This window comes from Candidatus Thiodiazotropha endoloripes, from assembly GCF_001708965.1.
Lineage (GTDB): Bacteria > Pseudomonadota > Gammaproteobacteria > Chromatiales > Chromatiaceae > Thiodiazotropha > Thiodiazotropha endoloripes.
Genome location: NZ_LVJW01000003.1, coordinates 197,625 through 222,579, shown reverse-complemented (window position 1 = coordinate 222,579; position 24,955 = coordinate 197,625). Strand labels below are relative to the sequence as shown.

Below are 24,955 nucleotides of genomic sequence, written 5' to 3'. Positions count from 1 at the left end.
TTCGGGAGTGCATGATGATTGAACTGAAAAACAGCAAGAGGAGCACACTATGTACTGGCTTATCGCGGTAATGACACTCGGCATCGTTGGCCTGATCGCCACCGGCATCGTCATGGAGATGCAGCCGGCCAAAGTTACCAAACCCTGGTTCAAGCCCACCATCGCCATGAACCTGGTGATCTTTGTGTGCGCCCAGGCCGCGCTGATTTTCATCGGCGCCCAGGATGTCATGGCGGCCGTTGAACCGGCGGTGGAAGCCAGCGGAGAGATCTCCATCGGCCTCGGCCTGGGTATCATCGGTGTGGGTATCCCCACCGCCCTGAGTACCATCGGCGCGGGTATTGCGGTGGGACCGATCGGTGCCGCTTCGCTGGCGGTACTGGCGGAAAAACCGGAGATCTTCGGCCGGACCCTGATCTATCTGGGACTGGCTGAAGGTATCGCCATCTACGGCCTGGTGATGAGTATCCTGCTGCTCGATAAGATTTGAAACCATGTCAGAGAGCAGCAGCCACAACGTCCGCAACATCTTTATCGGCAGCCATACCCTAGGCGACGGCTTCCGTCTGATCGGATTCGAAACCCTGACCGATCCGGACACGGCAGCACTGGATGAGCTCCTCTCCAAGCTGCTGCAGGAGAAACAGCGGGCGCTGCTGATCATCGAACAATCAGTCAACCGGCTGGAGTCGAAAATGTTGCAGCAGATCCGCAACGAAGGGGGACGTATCGTACTCTCGGAAGTGCCGTCCCTGCATGAATCGGACAACTTTCAGTCTGAGCTGGACGAAACCTTGAAACAACTCACCGGCGGTTAACCAGGAGATCACGAGTGAACCAGGTCGAAGCCCTCGAAAAAGCAATCTTAGATCGCGCCGAACAGATGGCCAGCGAGTGCCACAGTCGCGCCGATGCGGGACGCAAAAACATCCTCAGGGAAGCCAGCGACAAACTCCACCTGCGGGAAGAGAAGGAGACCCTGCTGGCCAAATCCCAGGCCGACCGGGCCTACCTGCGCAAGGTCCAGGCGGATGAGCTGAAGCTGCACAGCAAGATGGATCACATGCGCTGGAATCTGGTGCAGGTGGTGGTGGATCGGCTGAAACAGGAGATGGCCGATTTCTGCAAACAGAAAGCGCAATATTTCGAACTGCTGCAGGCGCTGCTGAAACAGGCCGCGGCACAGATCGACGACGATCAGTTGCTGGTGAAGGTCAACCCGGAGGATCTTCGCCGCTTACAACCCGAATGGCAAAAACTGACCGACAACCTGGTGGACGGTAAACAATTTCAATTGCTGGAGGAGACGCTCAACACCGTTGGCGGATGTCTGGTAACCACCGCGGATCAGCGGGTGCAGATCGACCACACCTTCGAGGGTCGACTCACCCGTCTGGAGCGTAAGGTGCACCAGGCGCTGGTCGAACGGCTGCTGCCCCCAGTTGGTGACGGACAGGCACTCTAATCATGAACACGACATCCAATAAAAAAGGCAAAATCAAAGATATCAACGGCCCGATTGTCACCATCGAGCTGCCCGGCGTGCAGAACGGCGAGCAGGTCCGCATCGGCAGTCTCGGACTCTATGGCGAGGTGATCTCGCTGGAGGGTAACGAGGCCCTGGCGCAGATCTACGAATCGACTGAGATGGTTCGCCCCGGCGAGCCGGTGGAAGGGCTTGGCCACCCTCTCTCCGTGGAGCTGGGCCCAGGCCTGATCGGCGGCATCTTCGACGGTGTTCAGCGCCCTTTGGAGGCGATGTTTCTCAAGGCCGGCGATCAAATCCCGCGAGGGCTCAGTCCCCTGCCCCTGGATCGGGACAAGACCTGGCACTTCGTACCCTCGGAAAATCTGGAACCGAACATGCCGATCATCGGTGGCGCGGTTCTCGGCAAGGTGCAGGAGACAGAGACCGTGGTGCATCGGATACTGGTGCCGCCCAATATCGCCGGGGAGCTGATCGAACTTGCTCCGGAGGGGGACTACCACCTGGAGGAGAGCATCGGCCAGGTCCGGGACCAGCAGGGTGAGATACACCATCTGAAACTCTACCACCGCTGGCCGGTGCGTCGGCCTCGCCCCTACCAGAGCCGGGACAACGGTGTCGAGCCTTTGATCACCGGGCAGCGTATTCTCGACACCTTCTTTCCCCTGCTGAAGGGGAGCAAGTGTGCCGTACCGGGTCCTTTCGGCGCCGGCAAGACGGTGGTTCAGCACCAGGTCGCCCGCTGGGCCAATGCGGACATCGTCATCTATGTGGGCTGCGGTGAGCGCGGTAATGAGCTGGTGGATGTACTCGACAGCTTTCCAAAACTGAAAGACCCCTACACCGGCCGGCCGCTGATGGACAGAACCCTGCTCATCGCCAACACCTCCAACATGCCAGTGGTGGCCCGTGAGGCCTCCATCTACGTGGGCATCACCATCGCCGAATACTACCGGGATCAGGGCTATGACGTGGTGATGCTTGCCGACTCCACCAGCCGCTGGGCGGAAGCATTGCGCGAGGTCTCCGGCCGTCTCGGCCAGATGCCCGTGGAAGAGGGTTATCCCGCCTATCTGGCCTCCCGGCTTGCCGCCTTCTACGAGCGCGCCGGTCGGGTCGACACCATGGACAGCGGCAAGGGATCGGTGACCCTGATCGGTGCGGTATCACCACCGGGCGGTGACTTCTCCGAACCGGTGACCAGTCACACCAAAGAGATCATCCAGACCTTCTGGGCCCTCTCCAAGGAGCTGGCGGATGCCCGTCACTACCCGGCCATCGACTGGGTCGACAGTTTCTCCGCGGATGTCAGCACCGCCGCCGAATGGTGGCACGAGAACATCGACCGGGAGTGGGAGAAAAGACGCTCCCAGGCACTGGGGATGCTGGCCCGGGATGCGGAGCTCTCCCGCATCGTCAATCTGGTGGGTCCGGAAGCCCTCTCCTCCGCCCAGCGCTGGGTACTGGAGGGTGCAGCTTTGATCAAGGAGGGTGTATTGCAACAGAGCGCCCTCGATCCGGTGGACACCTTCTCCTCACCGGAAAAGCAGTTCATGCTGCTGGATCTGATCCTCTCGGTCTACGATGCGGGGGCCGACCTGATTGAGCTTGGGGTGCCGGTACAGGAGCTCTCCGAGATGTCGGTGCTGGCCCGCCTGAGGCGCTGCAAAGAACTCTATGACTCCAACCAGATCGATCAACTCAAAGCCTTCCGGGAAGAAGCCCTGAACGACTTCAAGGAGATCCATTCCGAATACGCGCAACGAGGAGAACAGCCAGCATGAGTGCCAAGGAGTATCGAACCGCCTCCTCCGCCCGCGGTGGCCTGCTGACCGTGGCCAAGGTGCCCAATATCGCCTTCGGCGACCGGGTGCATATCCGCGATCAACAGGGTAACACCCGCAACGGCCAGGTCATCCGCAGCTCCGATGAGGAGGTGCTGATCCAGGTCTTCGAGGGGACCTCCGAGCTCGACCTGGAGAGTACCTGGGTACGCTTTCTCGACGAGCCGGTGGAGATCGCCCTCTCACCGGAGATCCTCGGCCGCATCTTCAACGGCCTGGGAGAGCCTCGGGACTACCGTCCCCCCATCGTCTCAAGCCTGCGTCGCAGCATCAGCGCCGCCGCCTTCAACCCGGCAGCCCGCACCTACCCGAAAGAGTTCATCCAGACCGGCATCTCCACCATCGATGGACTCAACTCCCTGGTGAGGGGACAGAAGCTGCCGATCTTCTCCGCCTCCGGACTGCCCCACAACCGTCTCGCGGCACAGATCGTCCGCCAGGCCAAACTGCCCGACGACGACAGCCGCTTCTCGGTGGTGTTCGCCGCGATGGGCGTCTCCTACGCGGATGCCCGTTTCTTCCAGGAGGAGTTCGCCTCCTCCGGTGTGTTGGGCAACGTGGTGATGTTCGTCAACATGGCCGACGATCCCCCGGTGGAACGGCTCACCCTGCCGCGCATGGCGCTCACCGCCGCCGAGTACCTGGCCTTCGATCTCGACCGCCACGTGCTGGTGGTGATGACCGACATGACCCACTATGCGGAAGCCCTGCGTGAGGTGGCCACCGCCAAGGGTGACGTACCCGCGAGAAAGGGCTACCCCGGTTACCTCTACTCCGATCTGGCCGAGATCTATGAGCGCTCCGGACGGATCAAGGACCGCCATGGGTCGATCACCCTGGTGCCGGTGCTGAGTATGCCCAGTGACGACATCACCCATCCGATTCCGGATCTGACCGGTTACATTACCGAGGGTCAGATCGTACTCAGCCGGGAGCTGCACAATCAGGGCATCTATCCACCGGTACACATCTCGCCGTCCCTCTCGCGACTGATGAAGGACGGCATCGGCAAGGACTTCACCCGGGAAGACCACCCTCATGTCTCAAATCAGCTCTACGCCCTCTACGCCAGAGCCCTGGAGACCCGCAACCTGGCCTCCATCATCGGCGCGGATGAGCTCTCAACCCGGGACCGTCGCTACCTGGAGTTCGCCGACGCCTTTGAAAATCGTTTCGTCCGTCAGAGTGAGGATGAGGACCGCAGCATCGAAGAGACCCTCAATCTGGCCTGGGATCTGCTCTCCACCTTCCCACCCCAGGCACTCACCCGGGTCAATGAAACCGAAATCGCAAAATACCATCGGCAGAGCGTATGACCGTAAAACGCATCAAGGCGGCACCGACCAAAAACACCCTGTTGCAGCTGAAGCGACAGCTCAACTTTCTGCAACAGGGTCATAGCCTGCTGGAACGCAAACGGGAGTTACTGACCCGCCTGGTCTATCAGCGGATCGGTGAATACCGGGAGATCCGCGATCAGGCCCATCAGGCGGTCAAACTCGCCTACCACTGGCTCAGCCTGCTGCAGATGCGGATGGGGAGCCGGGCGATCAACCAGACCGTGCTCGGTGTACAGCAGGTGCTTGAGTTAAAGGTACTCCCGCGCAGGAACCTGGGGGTGGAGTTTCCTTCGGTGAGCGGCGAAGTGAAGCCCCTCAACCCGGTCGGCCTGCTGGGCACCGATCCCAGCTTTGACGACACCCGCCGACACTTCGGCGAGGCCTCCCTGCTGCTGGCGAAAATGGGTGAGGTCTCGATGAGCCTGAACCGGTTGATTGCGGAACAGAGGAAAGCCCAGAAGCGCGTAAACGCACTCCGCTACAACATCATCCCCCAGTACAAAGAGACCATAAAGTTCATCGAAAACGCGCTGGAAGAGGAAGAGCGCAACGCTCTGTTTCAGGTTAAGGTATTGCGGGATCAGAACAGAATTTAGTCGTCCTGATCTTGCTGGTTTGGTGAATGTGGATTTTTTATTCAGTCCACAAATGAACGCAAACAATACAGATAATAAAAAATCGGTTCGAGCAGACCAAAAGTTGCAATCACCCCACAATCATTCGATTTCAGTCTATCTTCTATTCTATTGGTAGAGAATAAAATCCTATTTGCTTTTATTAGCGTTCATTTGCGGACTAAAAATATAAAAAGGGGAGAAGGATGATCGAACATGCACTCGTTGCAGATGCGAAGATTCGCTGGCAGAAGCCCAATACCGTGGCGCAACAGCAGAACGGTGCCATCGTCCAGAGCGTCAGTGCCGCCAGTACCATGCGCTATATCGGCAGCAACCAGCAGCAGCGACGAGGGCTGTTCAGACGCCCGGCAAGGGTCTATCAAATGCCCCTCAACTCACCAATTCCCCACAACTGGCTCGACTACATTCCGGGACGCACCGCCTATGTCGCCCAGGGCACCGATGTATTGACCGGCTTTATGAGCGGCTGCCTGATCGCCCGGGGAACCTACCAGGGCGGTATGCGGGTCTTCCACATGGGCACCGTTGAAAACCAAGTAGTCAACAATCAGGTAAAGACCACCTTCCGCGCTGCATTGCCAAACGACGCAACCGGTTTCTATCCCGCTGACGCCTGGAGCGTGGCTGAACGCGCCGCGACCAATAAAGCGACGGACATCATCGCCCTGGTCACATCCGCAGGCGGTTTCTTCTCAATTCTTCTCTGCCATGATGGTGTGGGGGAGTATTTCGTTGGGGGGATCAAGAAAGTGCCACCGATACATCGCCCTGCACTTCTGGCTCGGTTAGCCTAGGGCCTGTCAACACGAATCCAATAGGCCCTAAGTAACCGATATAGTTTGTCGTCAAGGACATCTATTGAGCAGACGTTAATTGTTCAGCCGAATTATTTTGATTCATTTGTTACATCGAGACACAAATGATCGATGTTCCGATTCAGGCGCTTGACTTGAAAGGCCTATCGCAGGCGCTGCATTACTGATACCTATGCATTGACATTGCCGATCTAAGCGTGAGATTGGAAGAGCGACTGAAGATCTTCTCCTGAAAGGATTTTAATTCCTTCGCGGTCTCCGGTTTGAAAGGGTATAATTATAATCGTTTAAGGAAAGAATAACGCAAAATCATAACAATACCCAGCTGCAGAGCAATTCTGCGCTGGCGACAGAGAGTGGAAATGTCGCGGCCTTCATTTTTACGATCAGCGGTTGCCACGCTCACGGCCATTGTGTCGTTGGTTTACCTTGTCTCTCTTCACGCTGCACAGCCTTCGCAGCGATCCACTGATCTTGATCTGACGACTGAGGAAACTGTCTGGCTGGAGGCCCATCCCATCGTAGATATTGGGGTGGATGGCAGTTGGCCGCCTATCGATTTTATGCTGGACGATGAGCACCGAGGCATTACCGCCGATTACCTGAGTCTGATCTCAGAGCGGCTTGGGATTGAATTCAAAACACACCCCGGACCGACATTCAAAGAGATGCTGCAGAAGGTGCGCGAGGGCGAATTGCCGCTGGCGGCCTCTGTGGTAAAAAACGAGGCGCGTGAGAGAGATCTCTATTTTACAGAGCCTTTTTTGCAGACGCACAAGGCTATCGTCACGCGTTCCAGCCGTCAGGGTCTGTCCGATATCGAATCTCTAAGAGACAAGGTGGTTGCCGTTGAGGATGGGTTTTCTACCATGCGTCAGCTGCAGGAGTTACATCCAGAGATAAATCTGTTGCCGGTACTCAATACCCACGAGGCGCTTCAAGCTGTTTCCTGGAAAAAAGCAGATGCCTATATAGGGACCAGGGCAGTGGCACAGTGGGTCATCCAAGATCAGCAACTGGTTAACCTTCACTTCAGTGGTGATGCGGGAATAGGATCTTCTTACCAACGTTTCGCGATTAACCGCGATGAGTCCTTGAAGCCACTCGTCTCCGTTTTGAACAAGGCATTGCGGTCTATCACTGACGCAGAGCGGCAGGAGATTCTAAATCGCTGGATATCGATACCCAAGCCACCTTTATCCGACAAAAAGTTGCTGAAACTCACTGTAGAGCAGAGAGAATGGTTGAAGCAGATCGTTACGGTACGCGTTGGCATCGATCCAGCCTGGGATCCAATCGAGTTTGTTGATGAAAATGGCGTATACCAAGGCCTCTCGTCAGACTATGTCAGTTATTTCTCTAAAGTTTTAAATTTACAAACTGAAGTAATAAAAGATCTGACTTGGCATGAAGTCATGGACGCGGCAAGAAATCGTCAACTGGATCTGCTGCCGGCCTTAGTGAATACGCCAGAGAGACGAGAGTTTCTCAATTTCACCCAGCCCTATCTTGACTTTCCATTTGTTATATTTGTGGGCGAAAAGCAACCCTTTGTGAATGGTCTGGAGGACTTCATTGGCCGCAAGATCGGTGTAGTTAAAGGCTACGTCGCGGAAGAGTACCTCAAACAGGATTATCCTGGCATTGAGTTGATATTGGTGCCTAGTGCATTGGACGGCTTAAAGCGACTGGCCCTTAATGAGATTGAAGGGTATGTAGGCAACCTGACTGTGGGAAGTCACCTGATCCGTAAAAATGGATTGACAAACATCAAGGTCGGAGCGCCGACTCCCTATCATTATCAATTATCAGTCGGAGTACGTAAGGATTGGCCGATTCTGGTTGAAATTCTGGATCAAGCCATCCGCACTATGACTGAGAAACAAAAAAACGAAATACAACAGAGATGGATGTCGATACGTTACGATGTGAGCGTGGACTACACGACTGTGTGGCGTGTTATTGGTGTGGCTTTGTCTGTAGTGATGGTGTTTGTAATCTGGCTGTTGCGGCTACGCAGAAAACACCAACTGGCAAAACAGAATGAAGCACAACTTAACTTGATTATAAATACTGTACCTGTAGCGATTGTGGTCAGTGATATGAATGGTGTTATTAGAATATCCAATGAACAATCACTTTTAGAGATCGAGGCAGACGGATCATCAATCATCGGAATGAATATGGCTGGTTTTTATGCTGATCCCGCAGACCGTGAACGGGTATTGACTGCATTACAAACAAAAAGAGAAGTACGGAACATGCGTATTGGCATAAAGACCCTGAAAGGCAATCGGATTGAGGGTCTGCTATCTGCCATTCCCATTCGCATGCAGGATCAGATGATGCATCTCGGAGTTCTGGTCAACTTAACAGAACGAATACGGGTAGAAAAAGAGATAAAAAAAGCGATGAAGCTGCAACGCCAGGCGAATCGCTTCAAGAGTGACTTTCTGGCGAACATGAGCCATGAAATCCGCACACCGATGAATGCAATCATCGGTATGACTCATTTGGCGCTGGATACTAACCTTACAGAAAAGCAGTTTGACTACCTCAGCAAGATCAAACTGTCATCAATCAATCTGCTGGGCATTCTGAATGATATCCTCGATTTTTCAAAGATTGAAGCGGGCAAGCTACAGATCGAACAGAGTGAATTCAGACTGGACTCAATTCTGGAAAACCTATCCAGCTTGATTTCAATCAAAGCTGAGCAGAAAGGACTTGAGTTCATCTTTAAGCAGGATTTGACTATTCCACAGAAACTCATCGGCGATCCGTTGAGAATCGGCCAGGTACTCATCAACCTTGCGCAGAATGCGATTAAATTCACCGCTGAGGGAGAAATTCTCTTATCGGTCGAGCTGGAAGAGCAAAGCGGTTCGGATATCAGAGTGAGATTCTCTGTAAAAGATAGTGGCATTGGTATAGAGCCGGAAAAAGTTGAGCGCCTGTTTGAGGCCTTCGTACAGGCAGATGCATCAACCACACGCCGCCACGGAGGCACTGGCCTGGGACTCAGTATCAGCAATAATCTTGTAAAGCTGATGGCTGGAGAGATCAGTGTAAAAAGCACGCCCGGTGAAGGCAGTGAGTTCAGTTTTGCCCTTCCATTGAAGGTAGCCAGGAAACAAAAGCCAAGCGAGTTTGTTTTCAAGGATTTTATGCGTGGTATGAAGGTGTTGGTTGTCGAAGACAACGACACCACACGTGAGGTGATCACCAAGACGCTTGAATCATTCTCTTTCTCGGTAACAGCGGCATCTTCTGCCGAAGAGGCCTACGCGGCATTACAAGCAGTGAATGATATCCGCTTGTTGATCATGGATTGGCGCATGCCTGAGATCGATGGTGTGCAGGCGGTTGAACAAATCCGCAAAGATCTCGATACATCACATTCAATACCAATCATTATGATTACAGCGTACGATCATCAGGATCTCCTGATGCATACAGACCGTCTGGGCGTGGAAAGTGTTCTGATAAAGCCGATCAGTCCATCAACCCTGTTTGACACGATAAGTGAAGTACTCTTTGGCCAAACCAAACAAACGCAAAAGCGCCATATCAAGTCCCGTCGCTTCAAGGGGCAGGTGCTGCTGGTTGAAGACAATGTGATCAATCAGCAGGTTGCTCGAGAACTGTTGGAAAAGCTCGGTTTACTGGTTGTTATCGTCAGCAGCGGTGAAGAGGCACTCAAGAAAATCAAAGAGATTAATTTTGATCTGGTGTTTATGGATCTCCAGATGCCAGGTCTCGATGGCCTCGAAACAACCCGTCTGGTGCGAAACGAGCTCAAAAATACCTACGTGCGGATCATTGCGATGACCGCTCACGCCATGCGAGGTGACCGGGAACGCTGCCTGGCAGCAGGCATGGATGACTACCTATCCAAGCCGATCGATCCGGACAGGCTGTCGAGTACATTACTGGCTTGGCTCCCCATAGATGATCGTCCACTCTCCGATATACAGCCTGACTCGGGCCATGTCCACGCTTACGATCTGCCCGATACGCTAGAGGGTATTGATCTGAGGTGGGGGACCAATCGGGTTGGAGGAAATCAGCGTCTCTACGTAAAACTCCTGCTGGAATTTCAACAGCGCTATCAAGATAGTGCGATTCAGGTTTCGGAGCTGCTTCGCTCGAACGAGCAGGACACGCTGAAGCGCCTCCTACATACCTTGCAGGGCGTTTCCGGTAGTATTGGAGCCAATAACCTGCAGGAGGCGACACGTAATCTATTGAATGCCGTGCTTGACCCAGCTGATGGAGAACAGATCACAAACTTCCAAGAGCTATTCGATAAGCAGCTGAGTATCGTTTTTGACAGCATTCAAATACTTCAAGATATGATTGACAAAGCTCAGATTGAGGATGGTTTCAATGAAGGAGTAGATACTGAGGACCTTCAACTATTACTTGAGCAGACAGATACTGCTCTTAAACAAGGTGACGTCTCATCGTCAGGACTGCTTGAAAAGCTGACCCCTTTGGTTCTGGCTCTGGATTCAAGCCTCTCGGATTCGGTCAACGAATTGAAAATTCATGTTGATAATTATGACTTTGATAAAGCTATAACTACATTACTGGCTCTTAAAGGACGACTGCTGGCGGCAACAGATGAAAAAATATAATGAACAGAAAGCACGTATTCTATTGGTCGATGACGAGAAATTTTATATTGACGTACTCGTTGAAATATTGAATCAGAATTATCAGGTTATCGTCGCTAAAGATGGTGAGAGCGCACTCCAGCGTGCTACCCATGAAGACCTTATACCTGATTTGATCTTACTCGATATATTGATGCCGGATATAGATGGCTATGAGGTCTGCCAGAGACTCAAACAAAACCCATTGACGCGTGATATTCCTGTCATATTCCTGACAGTAAAGAGTGAGGTTGACGATGAACTTCGTGGTTTCACCCTAGGAGCGGTTGACTATATTACCAAGCCAATCAGCCCCCCCATCGTAGAGAGTCGGGTTGCGAATCACCTGGCATTGGCGAGAGGAAAGCGAATATTAAGTGACGAAAACAGCCTGCTGGAGCTACGTGTTCAAGAGCGAACCAAAGAGATCAGGCGTACTCAGGATGTGGCCATACGTTGCATGGCATCACTGGCAGAGACGCGTGACAACGAGACAGGCAATCATATCAAGCGAACCCAATACTTCATACGTTTGCTTTGTGAAAAGCTGAAAGACCATCCGGAGTACAAAGAGTATCTTACTGATGATACGGTCGACAGACTATTTCGTTCAGCACCCCTGCACGATATTGGTAAGGTGGGCATACCCGACCAGATTCTTATGAAGCCTGGAAAGTTGACGGAAGACGAATGGGTAGTTATGCGGACCCATTCCCAACTCGGCTACGATGCCCTGGTAAAAGCTGAATGTGATTTCGGCACAACTGAATTTCTGGCAATGGCAAAAGAGGTAACGCTCACACACCATGAAAAATGGGACGGCAGTGGTTACCCCCAAGGCCTTAAAGGGTCGCAGATACCCATCTTTGGCAGACTGATGGCCCTTGCGGATGTCTACGATGCATTGGTGAATAAGCGCGTCTACAAAGAAGCCTACAGCCATGGAAGCGCGGTCGAGATTATTCTGGAAAGCTCAGGGAGTCACTTCGATCCCGTCATTGTGGAGGCATTCAAAGCGCTGGAAGGTGAGTTTAATGACATTGCAATCAAGTTCGCTGACAGCTAGAAACCCTTTCTTGATACGATAAAACCAGCGCAATCGAACCAACAAACCTGTTCAGGATCTAAATAATAGTGAACTTACAGAGACTTATACCAATGCTGAATGTCAGCAACATTAAACGTAGTCTTAGTTTCTACGAAGACGCTTTTGGTTTCAAAGTGGTCAGTGATCCTAACGCGGTCGAAGCGTGGCGATGGGCAACGATACAATCGGGTAACACTGAGTTGATGCTCTCCGAAACGGAGACGGATATCGGTTTAGAGTACCCTATAGATCCCCAACAGAGCACACAATGGCCAACAATTTTCTATTTTTATCCTGACAACGTCAAAAAGCTGTACGATCATGTTGTAAGGCGCGGGTACAAACCGACACCCTTGATTCATACAATCTACGGTATGAGAGAGTTCAGCATTCAGGATCCTGACGGCCATATGCTCAGTTTTGGAGAAGACGCAGAGGAGCCGTGAAGGATTTCTTAATCCGCCGTCAAAAGACATAATTATAAAAAGCTCTTGAATCATGCAGAAAGTAATTCTGGACATCCACTGCATAATGATTTCATAAATCCCAATAGATCAACAATATAACTTTCTTATAAGTGAAGGATACCCTTCATTTCAGAGTAGGATCTCCCTCTGGAGAATACCAGTAACTTCTTATACAGGATAAGGTGTCAAATGAAGCAGAGAATACTCTATACATAGAGCTGGATTTTATACATCACTTAGTACGTGGATTTTAATCTTTACTCGAGGTTTGGATGAGCACCAACCAATTGCAAGAGTTTAATTGGAGGCACGCTGTACTTCTGTTTCTGCTGCTCTTCCCTCTCGTCTTGCTTCTGCTGATTGAACCAATTCCTCAAGAAGAGGCCTATCACCGCTTTACTGATACTGCCCCTTTCCTTGGAATCCCAAATTTTCTCGATGTGATATCCAACCTGGCCTTCCTGCTCGTCGGTGCCATTGGCATCGCATTTTGCCTGAAAAATCATACAGGCCCCGGTCATAGCGCATGGCTTGTACTGTTTGCGGGTGTCAGCCTGGTGGGTATTGGTTCGATCTACTATCACTGGAACCCAAGTAATCAGACCCTTGTCTGGGACCGGATACCGATGAGTATTGGATTTATGGGTTTTCTCACGGCACTCCTGAGCGAATATGTCAATCGCCGGTTGTCTTACCTACTGATCCCGCTCATCATTGTTGGTATCAGCAGTGTTCTCTATGGCTACTTCTTCGAGGACCTGCGCCTCTACGTATGGGTGCAGTTCATCCCGCTGCTGACGTTGCCCTTCTTCTTGATGTTGTTCAACAGTGGCTTTACACACCAGGGTCTGCTCTTCGTTGCCCTTGTGTTATACGCCTTGGCAAAAGGTGCGGAGGCATACGACACGGCCGTGTTTCAGATGACAGGAGAGATCATGAGTGGACACACGGTGAAACATCTACTGGCAGCTGTCGGTTGCTACTCCATTTTAATTATGCTTAAAAGACGAAAACTTATCGCATAAGAGCCCAGGTGATGAGCAACCGACTGCACAAGGATGTCTCCCACTCACGGTATACTCCCCTCTCCCCTTGCGGGAGAGGGGCCGGGGGAGAGGGGGAGAGGGGGAGAGGGGGAGAATTAGAACCTTACTCTTCAAGAGAAATCAATCCGACAAAATTGAATGGTGAGTTAGATATTTGTCTTTTGCCCAGGTGAAACGCTTCGCGTACACACTTTTCAGAGTCCTAAAACCGTATCTTGATTGGTCATCTGAATAGAAAGTCAGTATATATATTAATGTAAGACATGAGGCCGCCACCCCACCTGAACTAAAAGTAACTGCTAAGATTGAATTGATAAATTAACCATCACATCCGGAAGAGGTACTCGACTTTACAGCTCCACCGGTTTGGTTGGTACAGAACACCATGAGGCAGTTGTGGAATATCGAGTCAGAGCACAATTCGTAGTCAATCAGCTTCCAGCCTTTTACGAGGTCTTAGCTGACGGAACAGTCGCGAACCAGAAGCCGGATGGTGCTGAGATCGTCTCATCGATGAAGCAAGCCAAGATCGTCGCCCCAAACACAATCGAGTGGTTCGAGACCTGTTACTGTCCATCCCCTTTGAAACATGAGCGAGTGACAGTTTATGACAAATACCTGGTCAATTTTGAAACGCTTCCCGTAAAGAAACGTGATGAAATTGAAGGTGATTCATTCTGGTCTTTCTTGCAAAATCACAGCAAGACTCAGTTTAATAAGTAAAAAGGAGTAATTGTGTATGGATCCGGTCACTCAGATATTGCTCGGTGCGGCCGTTGGCCACGCGGCGCTAGGTGCGCGCGTCGGCCGTAAAGCGCTTATCTGGGGGGCCATATTCGGCGGAATGCCTGATCTCGATGTTTTCCTGCCCCACGCGGACGACGTTGCCGCTGTGACCAATCACCGTGGCTTCAGCCACTCCCTTGTCACTCACACCATCGTCGCGCCGGTCCTGGGTGCGGGGCTTGCACGCCTGCATGCGAGAGACGGTGCATCGATCACACGCTGGTCCCTGCTCGTGTGGCTCGCACTCGCGACCCACGCCTTGCTCGATGCAATCACCATCTACGGCACACAACTCTTCTGGCCAAGCAACGGACCGCCGATCGGGCTTGGCAGCATCTTTATTATCGACCCCCTGTATACGCTACTGCTACTGGTCGGGGTGCTTTGGGCTGCTTTCAGCAAACGCAAGCTGACTACCGGACGACGCGCGAACAGGATTGGACTTGGCCTGAGCACGCTCTATCTCGCAATTGCCATCTCCATACAGGCGCAGGTGCGTGACATCGCCGAGAGTGAACTGACTCGTCAGGGCATTGAGTACAATCGGCTGATAGCGACACCGACGCCATTCAATCTGTTGCTCTGGCGCATTGTCGCGATGGAACCGAATGGCTATCGGGAGGGCTACTATTCACTGTTCGACCCACTACCCGAGATTGGATTCGAACAGTATTCAAGCAACGATAGCCTGCTCTCCCCGGTTAGCGATGCACCCGCCGTGATGCGGCTGCGCTGGTTCACCAAGGGCTTCTATCGCGTACGGGAGATCAATAGCCGATTGGAGATCACCGATTTGCGTATGGGATTCGAACCACGCTACATATTCTCCTTTGTTGTCGGTCAACGAGAGGAAGGAGTCATGCGCCCATTGATCCCGCCCGAACGCATCCCCGCCGAACGACCCGACATCGAAACATTGCGATGGGTTTGGCAGCGGATGCTCGGCGAAGTGTATTGAATAAAGTAATGAAAAGTGAGAAAAGAACAGGGACATGCAGGGTTTAATGAGTCAAGGGTAGCCTGAGACCTCTATACAGGCCATGCAAACAGATGACATACCCTTTCCAATCGAGTAGATGCGTAGAAAAGCAAAACTGACGGCCTAAGTATGACAAATCATACAATCCACGATCATTCAGACTACAAAAGCCCATTCAACCTGAAAAGGGAAATGGGTTACACACATGATGAGATTTTTAACCTGCTGCCGCGTGCGCTGTCTGATTATCGGTATGAGATTAAAGATGATGTTGTAACAATTGAACTAGAGAAAGAATCAGTACTTTTGGAAATAGGCGGTGAGCGTGGACGCCGCTATACAGATAATGTCTATTTTCCGATCCTCCCTATTTCAATCAGTTTTATAGATGTTGACAAGGCAGTCCAATCCAGGTTTTTACATAAGTTTGACACTTCCTATATGAAAGGATTAGCTTAAGTTATCTACTCCCCTACTCTGTGAAACACTTGCTTCTGACCTGTAACAGTCATACTTGATGATCTAAAAAAAGACCTTAATCAATTTCTCTCAGATCAGCATAATGGCAAAATCACTGATGTTTTCAAATATCCAGCAACCCCTCACCAGACAGAGCAAGACCAACCGGTAACAAACCACTTATTAATGTACAAGCCATCCAATTCATCAAATCAAAACAATTTTACCGGCAGCCTGTGGATGACCATTTCCATGGGATGTTTCGCCATTGAGGATACTTTTCTTAAAATAGTCACTCAGACAATGTCCATCGGACAGTTGCTCATCGTTTTTGGTTTAGGTGGCGCTCTGATTTTTACGGGTATGGCACGCTTCAGTGGTCAAAACATTTTCACAAAAGCGTGTTTCTCAAGACCGATGCTGACACGCATCCTATTCGAGATTATGGGTCGGTTGTTTTATGTGCTTGCCTTGGCATACACCACGTTATCCGCCACTACCGTTATCCTTCAGGCTGCACCTATATTCGTCGTCTTGGGCGCTGCTCTGTTCTTTGATGAAAAAGTGGGATGGCAGAGGTGGACAGCGATCTTTATTGGCCTGCTGGGTGTGGTTGTCATTATCCGCCCAGGCTCTGAGAGTTTTTCCATCCTCTCCCTGTTCGCGGTTGCCGGAATGCTTGGGTTCGCTGGTCGCGATCTGGCCAGTCGGGCCGCTCCGTCAACGCTCGGCATTTCCATACTGGGCTTTTATGGCTTTGTATCGATCGTGATTGCCGGTTTGCTGTTCTCTGCCTGGCAGAACACGCCGTTTATCACTCCTGACTTCTCAACATCACTCTATCTACTGGGGGCCATATTATTCGGGGTTATTGCCTATTCAGGATTAATGAAAGCAATGCGCACTGGTGACGTTTCGGCGGTAACCCCATTCAGATATACAAGACTGCTGTTTGGTGTCTCTCTGGGCGTGCTGCTTTTTGGAGAACCACTTAGCACTCCGGTGGTTGTGGGTTGCTGCCTTATCGTCATCTCGGGAATTGTGATTCTCTGGAGTGACAAAAGCCAGCGATCAGCTGCCTGATTCCAATTAAACTGATTGAATTTACACTAATCAGTTGATCAACTGTATTTGATGTATTTGAAACGGGGATCGTCGGGGGTACCTTCGAGGGCCCCCTCCGCAAGCCTGGGCTGCCACATCACCACTTCCTCGATTTTGCCTGCCAGTTCAAAATCCTTGTTGGTGACGCCTTTCGCAGAGTGGGTCACCAGTTTGACAATAACGAACGCATAGGAGACGGTGAGATCCGGGTGATGGAACGCGGCCTCCGCCAGGTGTCCTACCCTATTTACCACCATCAGGGTAGCTTTCCAGCCACTGGTTTTATATTTACGTCGGATCCAGCCCTTCTCCAGATACCAATTCGGAAGCGCCTCTTTCAGCCTAGCCTCTATCTCTTCATCACTGTAGGTCTCATCTTGTTTGCCTGTCATGACAGCCTCCTGTCATCTCTATCAGCACTGTTACTAAGACTGTAGATGATAGGGAGTCAGGATTAACACTGAGATTATTACGGGTTGTTTTCACTCTATATCGAGCGAGTGTTTGCGTTCATTGGCGGCCATTAGATTTGTAATCTTCTCAATCAAGGAATGATTCAACAATTCACGCATTTACAAATCAGTACCAACCGCAGTGATTGATTGGTGGCATAGAGAACTCCGGTTTTATCTCAATCCCGTTCGCCAAGCAAAAGCCCGGCAATCAATCTTTCTACCGGGGCATAGTCATCGGTAAGCACCGGCAGCTGATCCAACGGTTTTCCCAACTCCATCAACTTTTCAGTAACCCGAAACCAGGTTCGTTCGAAACCGAATCGGGCCTGAACGATCTCCGGCGGTCGTTCACTGTTTGTGGCACTCAGCACGAAGGTAACCCGATCGGCGCCGGGTACACCCTCCATCCATAGATCGACGTGGGTGAACACCTCACTCAGGGTTTTGGTGATGGCACGTACCAGACGGGGATCGGGAAAGGCGTCGACGATATTCATGAGATAGATACCATCAGGTCTCAACCGTTGGCGGACGATTTCAGCAAACTCCAGCGTGACCATATGCTCGGGAATCGCAACATCGTGAAAGACATCGCCGACGATAACATCGAACTTACCGGTTTCTGCCGTCAGGGCCCGACGTCCATCTTCATGTAGGATACGCATCGCTTCCGGCTCCAGATAGAGCTTCTCCACCGCGGTCAAGGTCACCATCGGATCGAGCTCGGCCACGGTGACAGAGGACTCCGGACTCAACGCCTGAACGGCTCGGGGGTGGGTATAGCTGCCTCCCCCGAGAAAGAACCAGTCAAGTCCGGCGTCATAACGTTGATCGAAGTGCTCATAGACAAGCTCATCGATGGCATGCACATAGGGGGCAATGATAATCCTCGGATCGGTGTCGTGGTTGATGCCGTGGAGCAGATGGTCAAGCACCATCCCGCGGGCCTGGCCAAAGGGGGCGTCACTGCTGCGATCGACCACCCGGATGCAGAAGTACTGACTCTCCCGGTCACAGGAGCCACGCAGCCCCTGTTGAGAGAGGCTGAGAATGCCTGAGGCGAGCGTGATCAGGATCAATACCACCAGTACGGGTGGACGTAGCCGCAGCAGGAAGGGTGCTGCGAGCAGGATCAGTCCCACACCGGTACCGAACAGAATGGCCCGGGAGCCGAACGACTGAACCAGCCAGTACCCGGTAGCGAAGGTGCCGACGATGCTACCGATGGCCGCCAGTGCATGCATCCTGCCAACCACATGCCCTGCCCGGGGATCCAGGTCGAGGGCCCGGGTTGTCAGCAAGGGGGTGACGATACCGATCGCCACTGCGGGTGGCGCAAACAGGGTGAAGGCAAAGACGAAACTCGATCCAAGCAGACCCACCTGTTGCGCAGCCAGCAAGTTGCCCAGTCCATCCATCAGCGGCAGCGCGAGGATGGCATAGATGCCCGCCAGCGCCATGGCAACGCCGGCCACCCGCCCGTCGGCTCCCCGATCCGCCCAAACCCCACCCAGCCAGTTACCGAGTGACAGGCCAGCGAGGATCACTCCGATGATCGATGTCCAGGTATAGAGCGACACCCCGATATGGGGCGCCAGCAACCGACCGGCGAGGATCTCAAGCACCAGCAATGCAGCTGAGGAGAGGAATACGGTCAGGGAGAAACCCAACAGACGCAGTCGATTGGAGTCAGTTGCTGCAGATTGATCACTCATAAAAATCTCTCGATTCGATGTGGTATCCGGAAACCAGCTTTCACACAGAAAGATGATTCAACACTCATGGCTGCAGGGATTAATAACCGGATCAGGGCCGTCAATCAATACACTGAGGTGTCTACGGAAGCTGATTCAACTTTATTTTTTTAACTCACTGCTGTTCCGTTAACTCAAAATTAGCCAAGGAGATGCGGTAAAGCCCCTCTCCCACAAGGGGAGAGGGGGGCTATTCTCTCTGTCTGTTTGGCACACTGATAATTGCGTGTTTTTCCAACCTTCATCTTCTTAATGGTTATCTCTTTTCATGCTACACATCCCGATAGGCTAGGGCTTGTTACCACAACAATCCAGTATATCGCTTTCCAACATAAAGTGACGGCTTACAACTTGCCTGTTATTCAGATAATCTCATAAGAAAAAGGTGGTTGTTGTAGGATCCATTGGAACCTCGATAACCACCCGCCGCTCAAACAACCAACAATAAAAACCGGACCAAGTAAAAAGGATATACCTATGGCAAATGCTTACCTCATTGGACATATCACGGTGAAAGAGAACGATAAGTGGCAGGAGTATCGTAACAAGGTACCTGCTACCCTTGAGCCCTGGCAGGGCTCTCTGGTCTTCCGCGGCAGATTGTCGGCGGTTCTATCCGGCAGCCATCAGCATAGTGACACGGTTGTCATCGAGTTTCCCGATATGCAGGCCCTGGACGACTGGTACACCTCTCCTCAGTATCAAGCACTGATTCCACTTCGTCAGGAAGCGGCGGAGATGGATCTGCTAACCTATGAAGCGTGAACCTCAGACTGTGTGAACGACCAAATGCTCTATTTCGCTTATGGTTCGAATATGTCTTCCAGGCGCCTCAAGGAGCGAGTGCCTTCGGCACGATTCAGATTTACCGCCACATTAGAATCACACGATCTGCGCTTTCATAAAAGAAGCCGGGACGGTTCAGCCAAATGCGACGCACTGGAGACCCGTGATCCGCAACATCAGGTGATCGGTGTTGTGTTTGAAATTGCTCAAGCTGAAAAAGCGGAGCTTGATCGGCACGAAGGCCTGGGGAACGGCTATGAAGAGAAACAGGTTACCCTGTTGACTGGATCTGACGACAGCATAACCGCCTTCACCTACTACGCCACCCACATCGATTCTTTGTTGAAACCTTACAGTTGGTATAAACACCATGTATTGAGTGGCGCCAGAGAGCACCGGTTCCCCACCACCTACATCGACAGAATCGACCGTATCGAAACAATCACCGATCCGACCAGTGAAAGGCATGCACTGGAAATGGCCATCTATATCGACAAATTGGAATAGACCGATTTGAGACTAGTCACCAGCCCTCCCCCGAGGGAGAGGGCATCAAGGATTTGATGCGAAAACTCAAAGCAGTTTAACGACGACCATCCTGCTGGTCAGCACACCGCTCTGATCCACATAGTCGCCACTGGCAAGCACGCCTTTTACCAGACTGCCCGCCTCGATTCGAGCCTGCAGATCCTCGGCAAAATTGGTGAAACTGGTATGCAGCTGCAGGGATTCTCCCTCCTCGATCCAGAAACTCCCCTCCCCATCCGCATGGGGGACGATCACAGGTTCCACACCCAGTTCAGTCAGATCGATCACGATACCGGCCCGGCCCAGGTGGTGAAAGAGCTCCGCATCGGTCAGATCGAGGGTCAGACCCTCGGCCGAGATGGCACTGAACGCATTGGCGCTGCCGCTGCCGTAACCCAGGGTCAACACCGCCGCAACCTCGGTCAGGTCCACCAGGCTTTGGGCTGTGAAATCCGCCGGTGCCGTAGCGAAAGGGGTTACAAAGCCAATCACCCGCAATGGCACACCCGCACCGATCTGCGAGATATCCAACGCACCATGATCCACTTCATAATTTTGTGGATCGGCATCGGTCGCCGCACTGCTGCCGGTACCGCTGAAATCGAAAAGCGAAACCGGCCGGCCATCGATCTTCTGCAGATCGACCACCAGAGCGCTCTCATCATTGGCCCGGGTAGTGCTGAGTACGGTCACCAGCATCCGCAGATGATCCGCGCTCAGGCTCGACTCGGCCCCATCCAGGTTACCGAACACCAGCACCCGCTGCCCGACGGAAATTTCACCGCTATCGTGCTCCTCGGTCGACAGCTGTTTCTTGACCACGGTCTCCCCATCCAACTGCACGTCGATGGTATCCCTGAAAACCACCGAGCCATCCGACCTCATCAGCGTCGCACCCCGCACGGTCAACTGCTCACCATCCCTGGCGATCACATTACCTCTCACTACGTCCAGCTCTCCACCTGGCACACTGGAGCCGGCATAGACTTCCGTTGCCTGATAGGTGAACCTGTTGTTGTTCCGCTGTAACTCCCCGACTGCCAGGGTCGCCGTGAATGTCGGAACGTCATCGAGGGCAGCCAGTCCACTCTCTCCCTGGTAGGTCTCGCCATCGATCTCATAATAGGTCTCATCCGAGACCTGCACGGTCAACTCGCCGAAACGGTTCTGTCGATTGAAGCGGTGACGAAATGGACGAATACTGATCTCAAACTCACTGTTCTCACTGTCCACATCCAGTAAGGGGCCACGCAGACGATGGGGCTTGGGGCGATCGAGTTCCACATCCGCCAGCAGAATCGGTTGAACGGTCAACAGCGGTTCCGCCCCGCTGAGATCAACCTGATTTGAAGTATTGAGATCGAAATCGAGGGTCAGATGAGCGGGTATGCCTGGCGCAATCAGCAATGACTGCCGGCCTTCAATATGCACCGACAGCTCTAGCTGGCTCAACGTCTCCCCGGCTTCGTTGAGAATGTTCGCCGCTGGCACCTCCAGCAACTCGCCGCTCTCGTCTTCCACCCAGATCTCGGCATTACTGTAGTCCACCACCATCTCCGCCTTAACATAGCGTCCTGCCGGAACCGTCGCGGCGGTGATGAACTCGGTCATATCCGTATATTGGGCAAAATCGATGCGGGTGTTGAGCGGCAGGGTATCGACGATCGCGCCACTCTGTTTGGTCAGGGTCATTGAGACCACATCCACGGTATAACTGCTGAAATCCCCCGGAGCATCGGTTACCCCGATCACCAGCCTACCGCTCTCGTCCGTGCTGGTTTCAGAGGTGGTATCGGAACTACCACCACCGCCACAACCTGCCAGCAACAACAACAGACTGACCAAACCCGGCAGCAGCCAGTTATCTAACAAACCTTTCATTACAGTCTCCTCTTTTTTGATTGATTAATCCTTATCAGACGATTTATTCCGTCCTCTGTAGGGATTAACGCAATCAATGCAGTCAGGTTGACAGGGTGTTTGTATGAAAGTCTGCGTTAGTTGTCTGAGGAGAGTCTGTTACCAGAAGAGGCTCAAGCCGATATTGGAGAAAAGGATCTTCTCCTCGGCATAATCCACATCCTGTATGCCACCCATCAGATTGAAACTGAATTGGTCGTTGAGCGGAATATCCAGTGAGAGACTGGTCAGGCTGGCATAGTTGCCATCCACCGCGGAACGACCTCGACTCCACGCCAGATCGATATTCATCTCACCGAGCAGCTTGCCGATTCCGATTGAGTAACGGTAGTCATCCAGGCCACTGGCCAGATCGAGTGTATCGAGAGGGAAGATATAGACGACCCGGTAGTCCTCATCCAGACGGCTGATGTTTTTCGAGTAGTCATAGTTGAAATAGCTGCCATGGAAGAGCCAGCCGTCTGCCGCATAATAGTCCAGCATGAGACCGATATCCCGACTCTCAAGATCCACATGATCCGCACGACGTCGATACCATTCGGTGACCTGCAAGCGGATATCCCGCTGCTGAGGCATCAAGGTAACCGAGAAGTCACCCAGGTTCATGGTGAAACCGAGCCACAGGGTTTCGATGGTCAGCGCCTCATCATCCCCCCACTCCTCAAAGCCGGCCGAGACCGCGATTTCTGCCAGAGGATCGGTCGTAACACCCAGTGAGTAGTAGTCGGTCTCCAGTTGTGCCTGATCCGATTCGATATAACTTTCACCATAGGAAAAATCAAAGCGGGAGTAGAGCGGCCCCGCCAGACTGAGATCGAACTGACGACTCCAGCCATCCGCATCGTCAGCACCGAAATTGACCGTCAGACTGGATTGGGCAGGTGGCCCGAGCTCATCCAGCCAATCCCACTCCAGCGGTGCCCCCTGCGCATCAGCAATGAGGCCACAGATCAGCAGGGTCGATGCGATATAACGATCCATCACTACTGTTTCAACTTCCTCAACAACCGTTGTCTCTGCTGTGGTGTCAGACGACGCAGTAATTTTGACCGTTTAAGCGCCCGCTGCCGCTGTTGTGGCGACATGCTTTGCCATCTTTTGCGTAGCGCCTGCCGCTCTTCCACAGAGAGGTTCTGAAAACGCTGGTAGCGATCGAGCAGCTGCTGTCGCTGTTGCGGTTCGAGCGCGACAAACTCCTGAAACCGATCCCGCACCAGCTGTTTCTGATCAGAGTCCAGGTCACGCCACGCCTGAAGACGTGATTTTGCCCGTTGCCGCTGCTGCTCCGTCATCTGCGACCAGCGATCCGCCCCTTTGAGCAATCGTTGACGCCGCGCCTGCGGAAGACGCTCCCACTGCTCCTCCAGAGGTGCAAGCAGCTGTTGCTGACTTTCACTCATCCCAGTCCAGGAGAGATCCTCAGCCATCAACGGAGAGACCATCAGCAGCAGGCCTATCTTTAACCAGAACCTAATCATATTCCTGTTCCACATCATCTTGCCGAGCTTCCCGGTCATCAACCAGCAGCAGTGGATCCAGCCACGCCCCTTCCGGGGTTTCGAATCCACCCAGAAACTCCAACAGTTCCATACTGGGAGCCTCCTCAGCTCCGGATTGAACCTCACCGGCCAATACCGCCCCTGTCGTCAGAAACAGCATCAGACCCCACTCAGCCTGAATCCTCTTCATCCGTCACCCATAGGTAGAAATCCAACTCCTGGTAAAACTCCAGCTCCTCAGCAGCCCCCAGCAGCTCCATATCCTCCAGCAGGGTGATTGGCTGCAGTGGTTGCTGCACGGGAGGATAAGCGGGCTTCAGCAGAACGATGGAAGCGATCAACAGCACACCGGCCAGCAACAGCATCGGCAACCCGCCGCGACTCAGGCTCAAGACATCGCCAAAGCGGAAAACCGCAGCTCGATCCGCAGCCTCCACAGCACGTCTGCGGGCGGCACCGAGCTTGGCCAGAGTCAACTCGTCCAGCTCATCGGTTGTGCTCTGCAGCTGCTGTTTGACCTTATCGAGGAACTCGTCGTCCGATCTCATGGCCAGTGGTCCTCCAGTCTCGCTCTCAGGGCGGATACGGCTCGGAAGTAGTGGGTCTTCACGCTCCCCTGGGAGCATCCCATCACCTGCGCCGTCTCCTCCACACTCAAACCTTCCCACAATCTCAACATAAATGCCTGCTGCTGTCTCAGGGAGAGGTCATGGATCGCCTGCTCCAGATTGGCTATCGCATCCTCCTGCTGAAGTCTCTCCACGGATTCCGTCTGCCGACTGTCCGGGTAGTCCTGCAGTGGATCCGCTGCATCGGATTGACCCTCCCCACCACCGATAAAGCGACGCCAACGGTTCTTCACCCAGGAGCGGCGGTGCCAGTCAGTGATAGCGTTCTGCAAAATACGCTGAAACAACGGTCCCCACTGATCTTCGGGGCGTTGTGCATATCGGCTCGCCAGCTTCATCATCGCATCCTGAACCAGATCCAGGGCATCGTCCACATTGCCGACCGAAACAGTCGCCATACGCAGTGCCCGCCGCTCGACTCCTGCGAGAAAGCGATTCAGCGCCTGGTTGCTGTCCAGCCCATCCCCTTGCAAAGCAAACTCCTGCATAACAGCAATGGAATCAAGCGGTTGTTTTACCATCAACTGCACCTGAGGATTCCACTGCGGCTTATATTTCTCAAGCAAAGCAGTGGCCATGATACACCGGTAACTGTGGTAAATAGCAATTTCTGCGGTTTCAAATGGAGACCCTGTTTATGTAACATCACTCTCCATATAACGCAGCCTGGGACCA

At 52.7% G+C, this 24,955-nt stretch carries 25 protein-coding genes; 17 read left to right on the top strand and 8 right to left on the bottom strand.

Features of this window, described 5'->3' with window-relative positions:
- The first annotated feature begins 49 nt into the window (after positions 1–49).
- From A3193_RS01030 to A3193_RS00960, 15 genes are all read left to right on the top strand, one after another.
- Positions 50–490, top strand: coding sequence for an ATP synthase subunit C (locus A3193_RS01030; protein WP_069004348.1), 441 nt, complete (start codon positions 50–52; stop codon positions 488–490).
- A gap of 4 nt (positions 491–494) precedes the next feature.
- Positions 495–818 carry a V-type ATP synthase subunit F gene (locus tag A3193_RS01025; RefSeq protein ID WP_069004347.1) on the top strand — a complete coding sequence of 108 codons (324 nt, stop codon included), beginning with the start codon at positions 495–497 and terminating at the stop codon, positions 816–818.
- A 14-nt stretch (positions 819–832) separates the two neighbouring features.
- A complete protein-coding gene (locus tag A3193_RS01020) occupies positions 833–1,465 on the top strand; it encodes a V-type ATP synthase subunit E (protein ID WP_071932378.1) in 633 nt (210 codons plus the stop codon).
- 2 nt (positions 1,466–1,467) lie between these two features.
- Positions 1,468–3,270: a V-type ATP synthase subunit A gene (locus A3193_RS01015; protein WP_069013820.1), complete on the top strand. Its 1,803-nt coding sequence runs from the start codon at positions 1,468–1,470 to the stop codon at positions 3,268–3,270.
- Positions 3,267–4,646, top strand: coding sequence for a V-type ATP synthase subunit B (locus A3193_RS01010; protein ID WP_069004345.1), 1,380 nt, complete (start codon positions 3,267–3,269; stop codon positions 4,644–4,646). Before A3193_RS01015 ends, A3193_RS01010 begins: the two co-directional genes overlap by 4 nt.
- The gene (locus A3193_RS01005) at positions 4,643–5,266 is read left to right on the top strand and encodes a V-type ATP synthase subunit D (RefSeq protein WP_069004344.1); all 624 of its coding nucleotides are present in this window, start codon (positions 4,643–4,645) and stop codon (positions 5,264–5,266) included. The genes A3193_RS01010 and A3193_RS01005 overlap by 4 nt, the downstream gene beginning before the upstream one ends.
- A gap of 224 nt (positions 5,267–5,490) precedes the next feature.
- Complete coding sequence (locus tag A3193_RS01000) at positions 5,491–6,102, top strand: hypothetical protein (protein WP_069013819.1); 612 nt, start codon at positions 5,491–5,493, stop codon at positions 6,100–6,102.
- Between the two features lie 383 nt (positions 6,103–6,485).
- Positions 6,486–10,763 carry a response regulator gene (locus A3193_RS00995; protein WP_069013818.1) on the top strand — a complete coding sequence of 1,426 codons (4,278 nt, stop codon included), beginning with the start codon at positions 6,486–6,488 and terminating at the stop codon, positions 10,761–10,763.
- Complete coding sequence (locus A3193_RS00990) at positions 10,750–11,847, top strand: HD-GYP domain-containing protein (RefSeq protein ID WP_069013817.1); 1,098 nt, start codon at positions 10,750–10,752, stop codon at positions 11,845–11,847. The genes A3193_RS00995 and A3193_RS00990 overlap by 14 nt, the downstream gene beginning before the upstream one ends.
- A gap of 92 nt (positions 11,848–11,939) precedes the next feature.
- The gene (locus tag A3193_RS00985; RefSeq protein ID WP_069004340.1) at positions 11,940–12,314 is read left to right on the top strand and encodes a VOC family protein; all 375 of its coding nucleotides are present in this window, start codon (positions 11,940–11,942) and stop codon (positions 12,312–12,314) included.
- A 293-nt stretch (positions 12,315–12,607) separates the two neighbouring features.
- A complete protein-coding gene (locus A3193_RS00980; RefSeq protein WP_069013816.1) occupies positions 12,608–13,360 on the top strand; it encodes a ceramidase domain-containing protein in 753 nt (250 codons plus the stop codon).
- A gap of 417 nt (positions 13,361–13,777) precedes the next feature.
- Positions 13,778–14,104, top strand: a complete 327-nt coding sequence (locus A3193_RS00975; protein WP_141694747.1) for a hypothetical protein — start codon at positions 13,778–13,780, stop codon at positions 14,102–14,104.
- Positions 14,105–14,120: 16 nt separating this feature from the next.
- Positions 14,121–15,125, top strand: a complete 1,005-nt coding sequence (locus A3193_RS00970) for a metal-dependent hydrolase (protein ID WP_069013814.1) — start codon at positions 14,121–14,123, stop codon at positions 15,123–15,125.
- A gap of 150 nt (positions 15,126–15,275) precedes the next feature.
- Positions 15,276–15,605, top strand: coding sequence for a hypothetical protein (locus A3193_RS00965; protein WP_141694746.1), 330 nt, complete (start codon positions 15,276–15,278; stop codon positions 15,603–15,605).
- Between the two features lie 186 nt (positions 15,606–15,791).
- Positions 15,792–16,688, top strand: coding sequence for a DMT family transporter (locus A3193_RS00960; RefSeq protein WP_069013812.1), 897 nt, complete (start codon positions 15,792–15,794; stop codon positions 16,686–16,688).
- 38 nt (positions 16,689–16,726) lie between these two features.
- On the opposite strand, the gene A3193_RS00955 is transcribed toward A3193_RS00960, so the two are convergent.
- Together A3193_RS00955 and A3193_RS00950 are read right to left on the bottom strand one after the other, a co-directional pair.
- Positions 16,727–17,101: a 4a-hydroxytetrahydrobiopterin dehydratase gene (locus A3193_RS00955; protein WP_069013811.1), complete on the bottom strand. Its 375-nt coding sequence runs from the start codon at positions 17,099–17,101 to the stop codon at positions 16,727–16,729.
- Between the two features lie 239 nt (positions 17,102–17,340).
- Positions 17,341–18,879, bottom strand: coding sequence for a fused MFS/spermidine synthase (locus A3193_RS00950; RefSeq protein WP_069004333.1), 1,539 nt, complete (start codon positions 18,877–18,879; stop codon positions 17,341–17,343).
- A gap of 516 nt (positions 18,880–19,395) precedes the next feature.
- Between A3193_RS00950 and A3193_RS00945 the strand changes: the two genes are divergently transcribed.
- Together A3193_RS00945 and A3193_RS00940 are read left to right on the top strand one after the other, a co-directional pair.
- The gene (locus A3193_RS00945) at positions 19,396–19,683 is read left to right on the top strand and encodes a DUF1330 domain-containing protein (protein WP_069004332.1); all 288 of its coding nucleotides are present in this window, start codon (positions 19,396–19,398) and stop codon (positions 19,681–19,683) included.
- A 12-nt stretch (positions 19,684–19,695) separates the two neighbouring features.
- Positions 19,696–20,211 carry a gamma-glutamylcyclotransferase family protein gene (locus tag A3193_RS00940; RefSeq protein WP_069013810.1) on the top strand — a complete coding sequence of 172 codons (516 nt, stop codon included), beginning with the start codon at positions 19,696–19,698 and terminating at the stop codon, positions 20,209–20,211.
- A 66-nt stretch (positions 20,212–20,277) separates the two neighbouring features.
- On the opposite strand, the gene A3193_RS00935 is transcribed toward A3193_RS00940, so the two are convergent.
- The 6 genes from A3193_RS00935 to A3193_RS00910 form a co-directional block, all read right to left on the bottom strand.
- Positions 20,278–22,113 (bottom strand): DUF4382 domain-containing protein, encoded by a 1,836-nt coding sequence (locus A3193_RS00935; protein WP_069013809.1) that lies wholly within the window; start codon positions 22,111–22,113, stop codon positions 20,278–20,280.
- 138 nt (positions 22,114–22,251) lie between these two features.
- Positions 22,252–23,133: a hypothetical protein gene (locus A3193_RS00930; protein ID WP_069013808.1), complete on the bottom strand. Its 882-nt coding sequence runs from the start codon at positions 23,131–23,133 to the stop codon at positions 22,252–22,254.
- A 2-nt stretch (positions 23,134–23,135) separates the two neighbouring features.
- A complete protein-coding gene (locus A3193_RS00925) occupies positions 23,136–23,630 on the bottom strand; it encodes a DUF3106 domain-containing protein (RefSeq protein ID WP_069004328.1) in 495 nt (164 codons plus the stop codon).
- On the bottom strand, positions 23,623–23,841 hold the full coding sequence (locus A3193_RS00920; RefSeq protein WP_069004327.1) for a hypothetical protein: 219 nt from the start codon (positions 23,839–23,841) through the stop codon (positions 23,623–23,625). Before A3193_RS00920 ends, A3193_RS00925 begins: the two co-directional genes overlap by 8 nt.
- On the bottom strand, positions 23,822–24,199 hold the full coding sequence (locus tag A3193_RS00915) for a hypothetical protein (protein ID WP_069004326.1): 378 nt from the start codon (positions 24,197–24,199) through the stop codon (positions 23,822–23,824). Before A3193_RS00915 ends, A3193_RS00920 begins: the two co-directional genes overlap by 20 nt.
- Positions 24,196–24,801, bottom strand: coding sequence for an RNA polymerase sigma factor (locus tag A3193_RS00910; protein ID WP_235614878.1), 606 nt, complete (start codon positions 24,799–24,801; stop codon positions 24,196–24,198). The genes A3193_RS00915 and A3193_RS00910 overlap by 4 nt, the downstream gene beginning before the upstream one ends.
- Between the last annotated feature and the right edge of the window lie 154 nt (positions 24,802–24,955).

Bases quoted from the DNA above. Each gene is read 5' to 3' on its own strand.
- A3193_RS01030 (WP_069004348.1), top strand. From the start codon at position 50: ATGTACTGGCTTATCGCGGTAATGACACTCGGCATCGTTGGCCTGATC.
- A3193_RS01025 (WP_069004347.1), top strand. From the start codon at position 495: ATGTCAGAGAGCAGCAGCCACAACGTCCGCAACATCTTTATCGGCAGC.
- A3193_RS01015 (WP_069013820.1), top strand. From the start codon at position 1,468: ATGAACACGACATCCAATAAAAAAGGCAAAATCAAAGATATCAACGGC.
- A3193_RS01010 (WP_069004345.1), top strand. From the start codon at position 3,267: ATGAGTGCCAAGGAGTATCGAACCGCCTCCTCCGCCCGCGGTGGCCTG.
- A3193_RS01005 (WP_069004344.1), top strand. From the start codon at position 4,643: ATGACCGTAAAACGCATCAAGGCGGCACCGACCAAAAACACCCTGTTG.
- A3193_RS01000 (WP_069013819.1), top strand. From the start codon at position 5,491: ATGATCGAACATGCACTCGTTGCAGATGCGAAGATTCGCTGGCAGAAG.
- A3193_RS00995 (WP_069013818.1), top strand. From the start codon at position 6,486: ATGTCGCGGCCTTCATTTTTACGATCAGCGGTTGCCACGCTCACGGCC.
- A3193_RS00990 (WP_069013817.1), top strand. From the start codon at position 10,750: ATGAAAAAATATAATGAACAGAAAGCACGTATTCTATTGGTCGATGAC.
- A3193_RS00985 (WP_069004340.1), top strand. From the start codon at position 11,940: ATGCTGAATGTCAGCAACATTAAACGTAGTCTTAGTTTCTACGAAGAC.
- A3193_RS00980 (WP_069013816.1), top strand. From the start codon at position 12,608: ATGAGCACCAACCAATTGCAAGAGTTTAATTGGAGGCACGCTGTACTT.
- A3193_RS00970 (WP_069013814.1), top strand. From the start codon at position 14,121: ATGGATCCGGTCACTCAGATATTGCTCGGTGCGGCCGTTGGCCACGCG.
- A3193_RS00965 (WP_141694746.1), top strand. From the start codon at position 15,276: ATGACAAATCATACAATCCACGATCATTCAGACTACAAAAGCCCATTC.
- A3193_RS00960 (WP_069013812.1), top strand. From the start codon at position 15,792: ATGTACAAGCCATCCAATTCATCAAATCAAAACAATTTTACCGGCAGC.
- A3193_RS00955 (WP_069013811.1), bottom strand. From the start codon at position 17,101: ATGACAGGCAAACAAGATGAGACCTACAGTGATGAAGAGATAGAGGCT.
- A3193_RS00950 (WP_069004333.1), bottom strand. From the start codon at position 18,879: ATGAGTGATCAATCTGCAGCAACTGACTCCAATCGACTGCGTCTGTTG.
- A3193_RS00945 (WP_069004332.1), top strand. From the start codon at position 19,396: ATGGCAAATGCTTACCTCATTGGACATATCACGGTGAAAGAGAACGAT.
- A3193_RS00935 (WP_069013809.1), bottom strand. From the start codon at position 22,113: ATGAAAGGTTTGTTAGATAACTGGCTGCTGCCGGGTTTGGTCAGTCTG.
- A3193_RS00930 (WP_069013808.1), bottom strand. From the start codon at position 23,133: ATGGATCGTTATATCGCATCGACCCTGCTGATCTGTGGCCTCATTGCT.
- A3193_RS00925 (WP_069004328.1), bottom strand. From the start codon at position 23,630: ATGATTAGGTTCTGGTTAAAGATAGGCCTGCTGCTGATGGTCTCTCCG.
- A3193_RS00920 (WP_069004327.1), bottom strand. From the start codon at position 23,841: ATGAAGAGGATTCAGGCTGAGTGGGGTCTGATGCTGTTTCTGACGACA.
- A3193_RS00915 (WP_069004326.1), bottom strand. From the start codon at position 24,199: ATGAGATCGGACGACGAGTTCCTCGATAAGGTCAAACAGCAGCTGCAG.
- A3193_RS00910 (WP_235614878.1), bottom strand. From the start codon at position 24,801: ATGGTAAAACAACCGCTTGATTCCATTGCTGTTATGCAGGAGTTTGCT.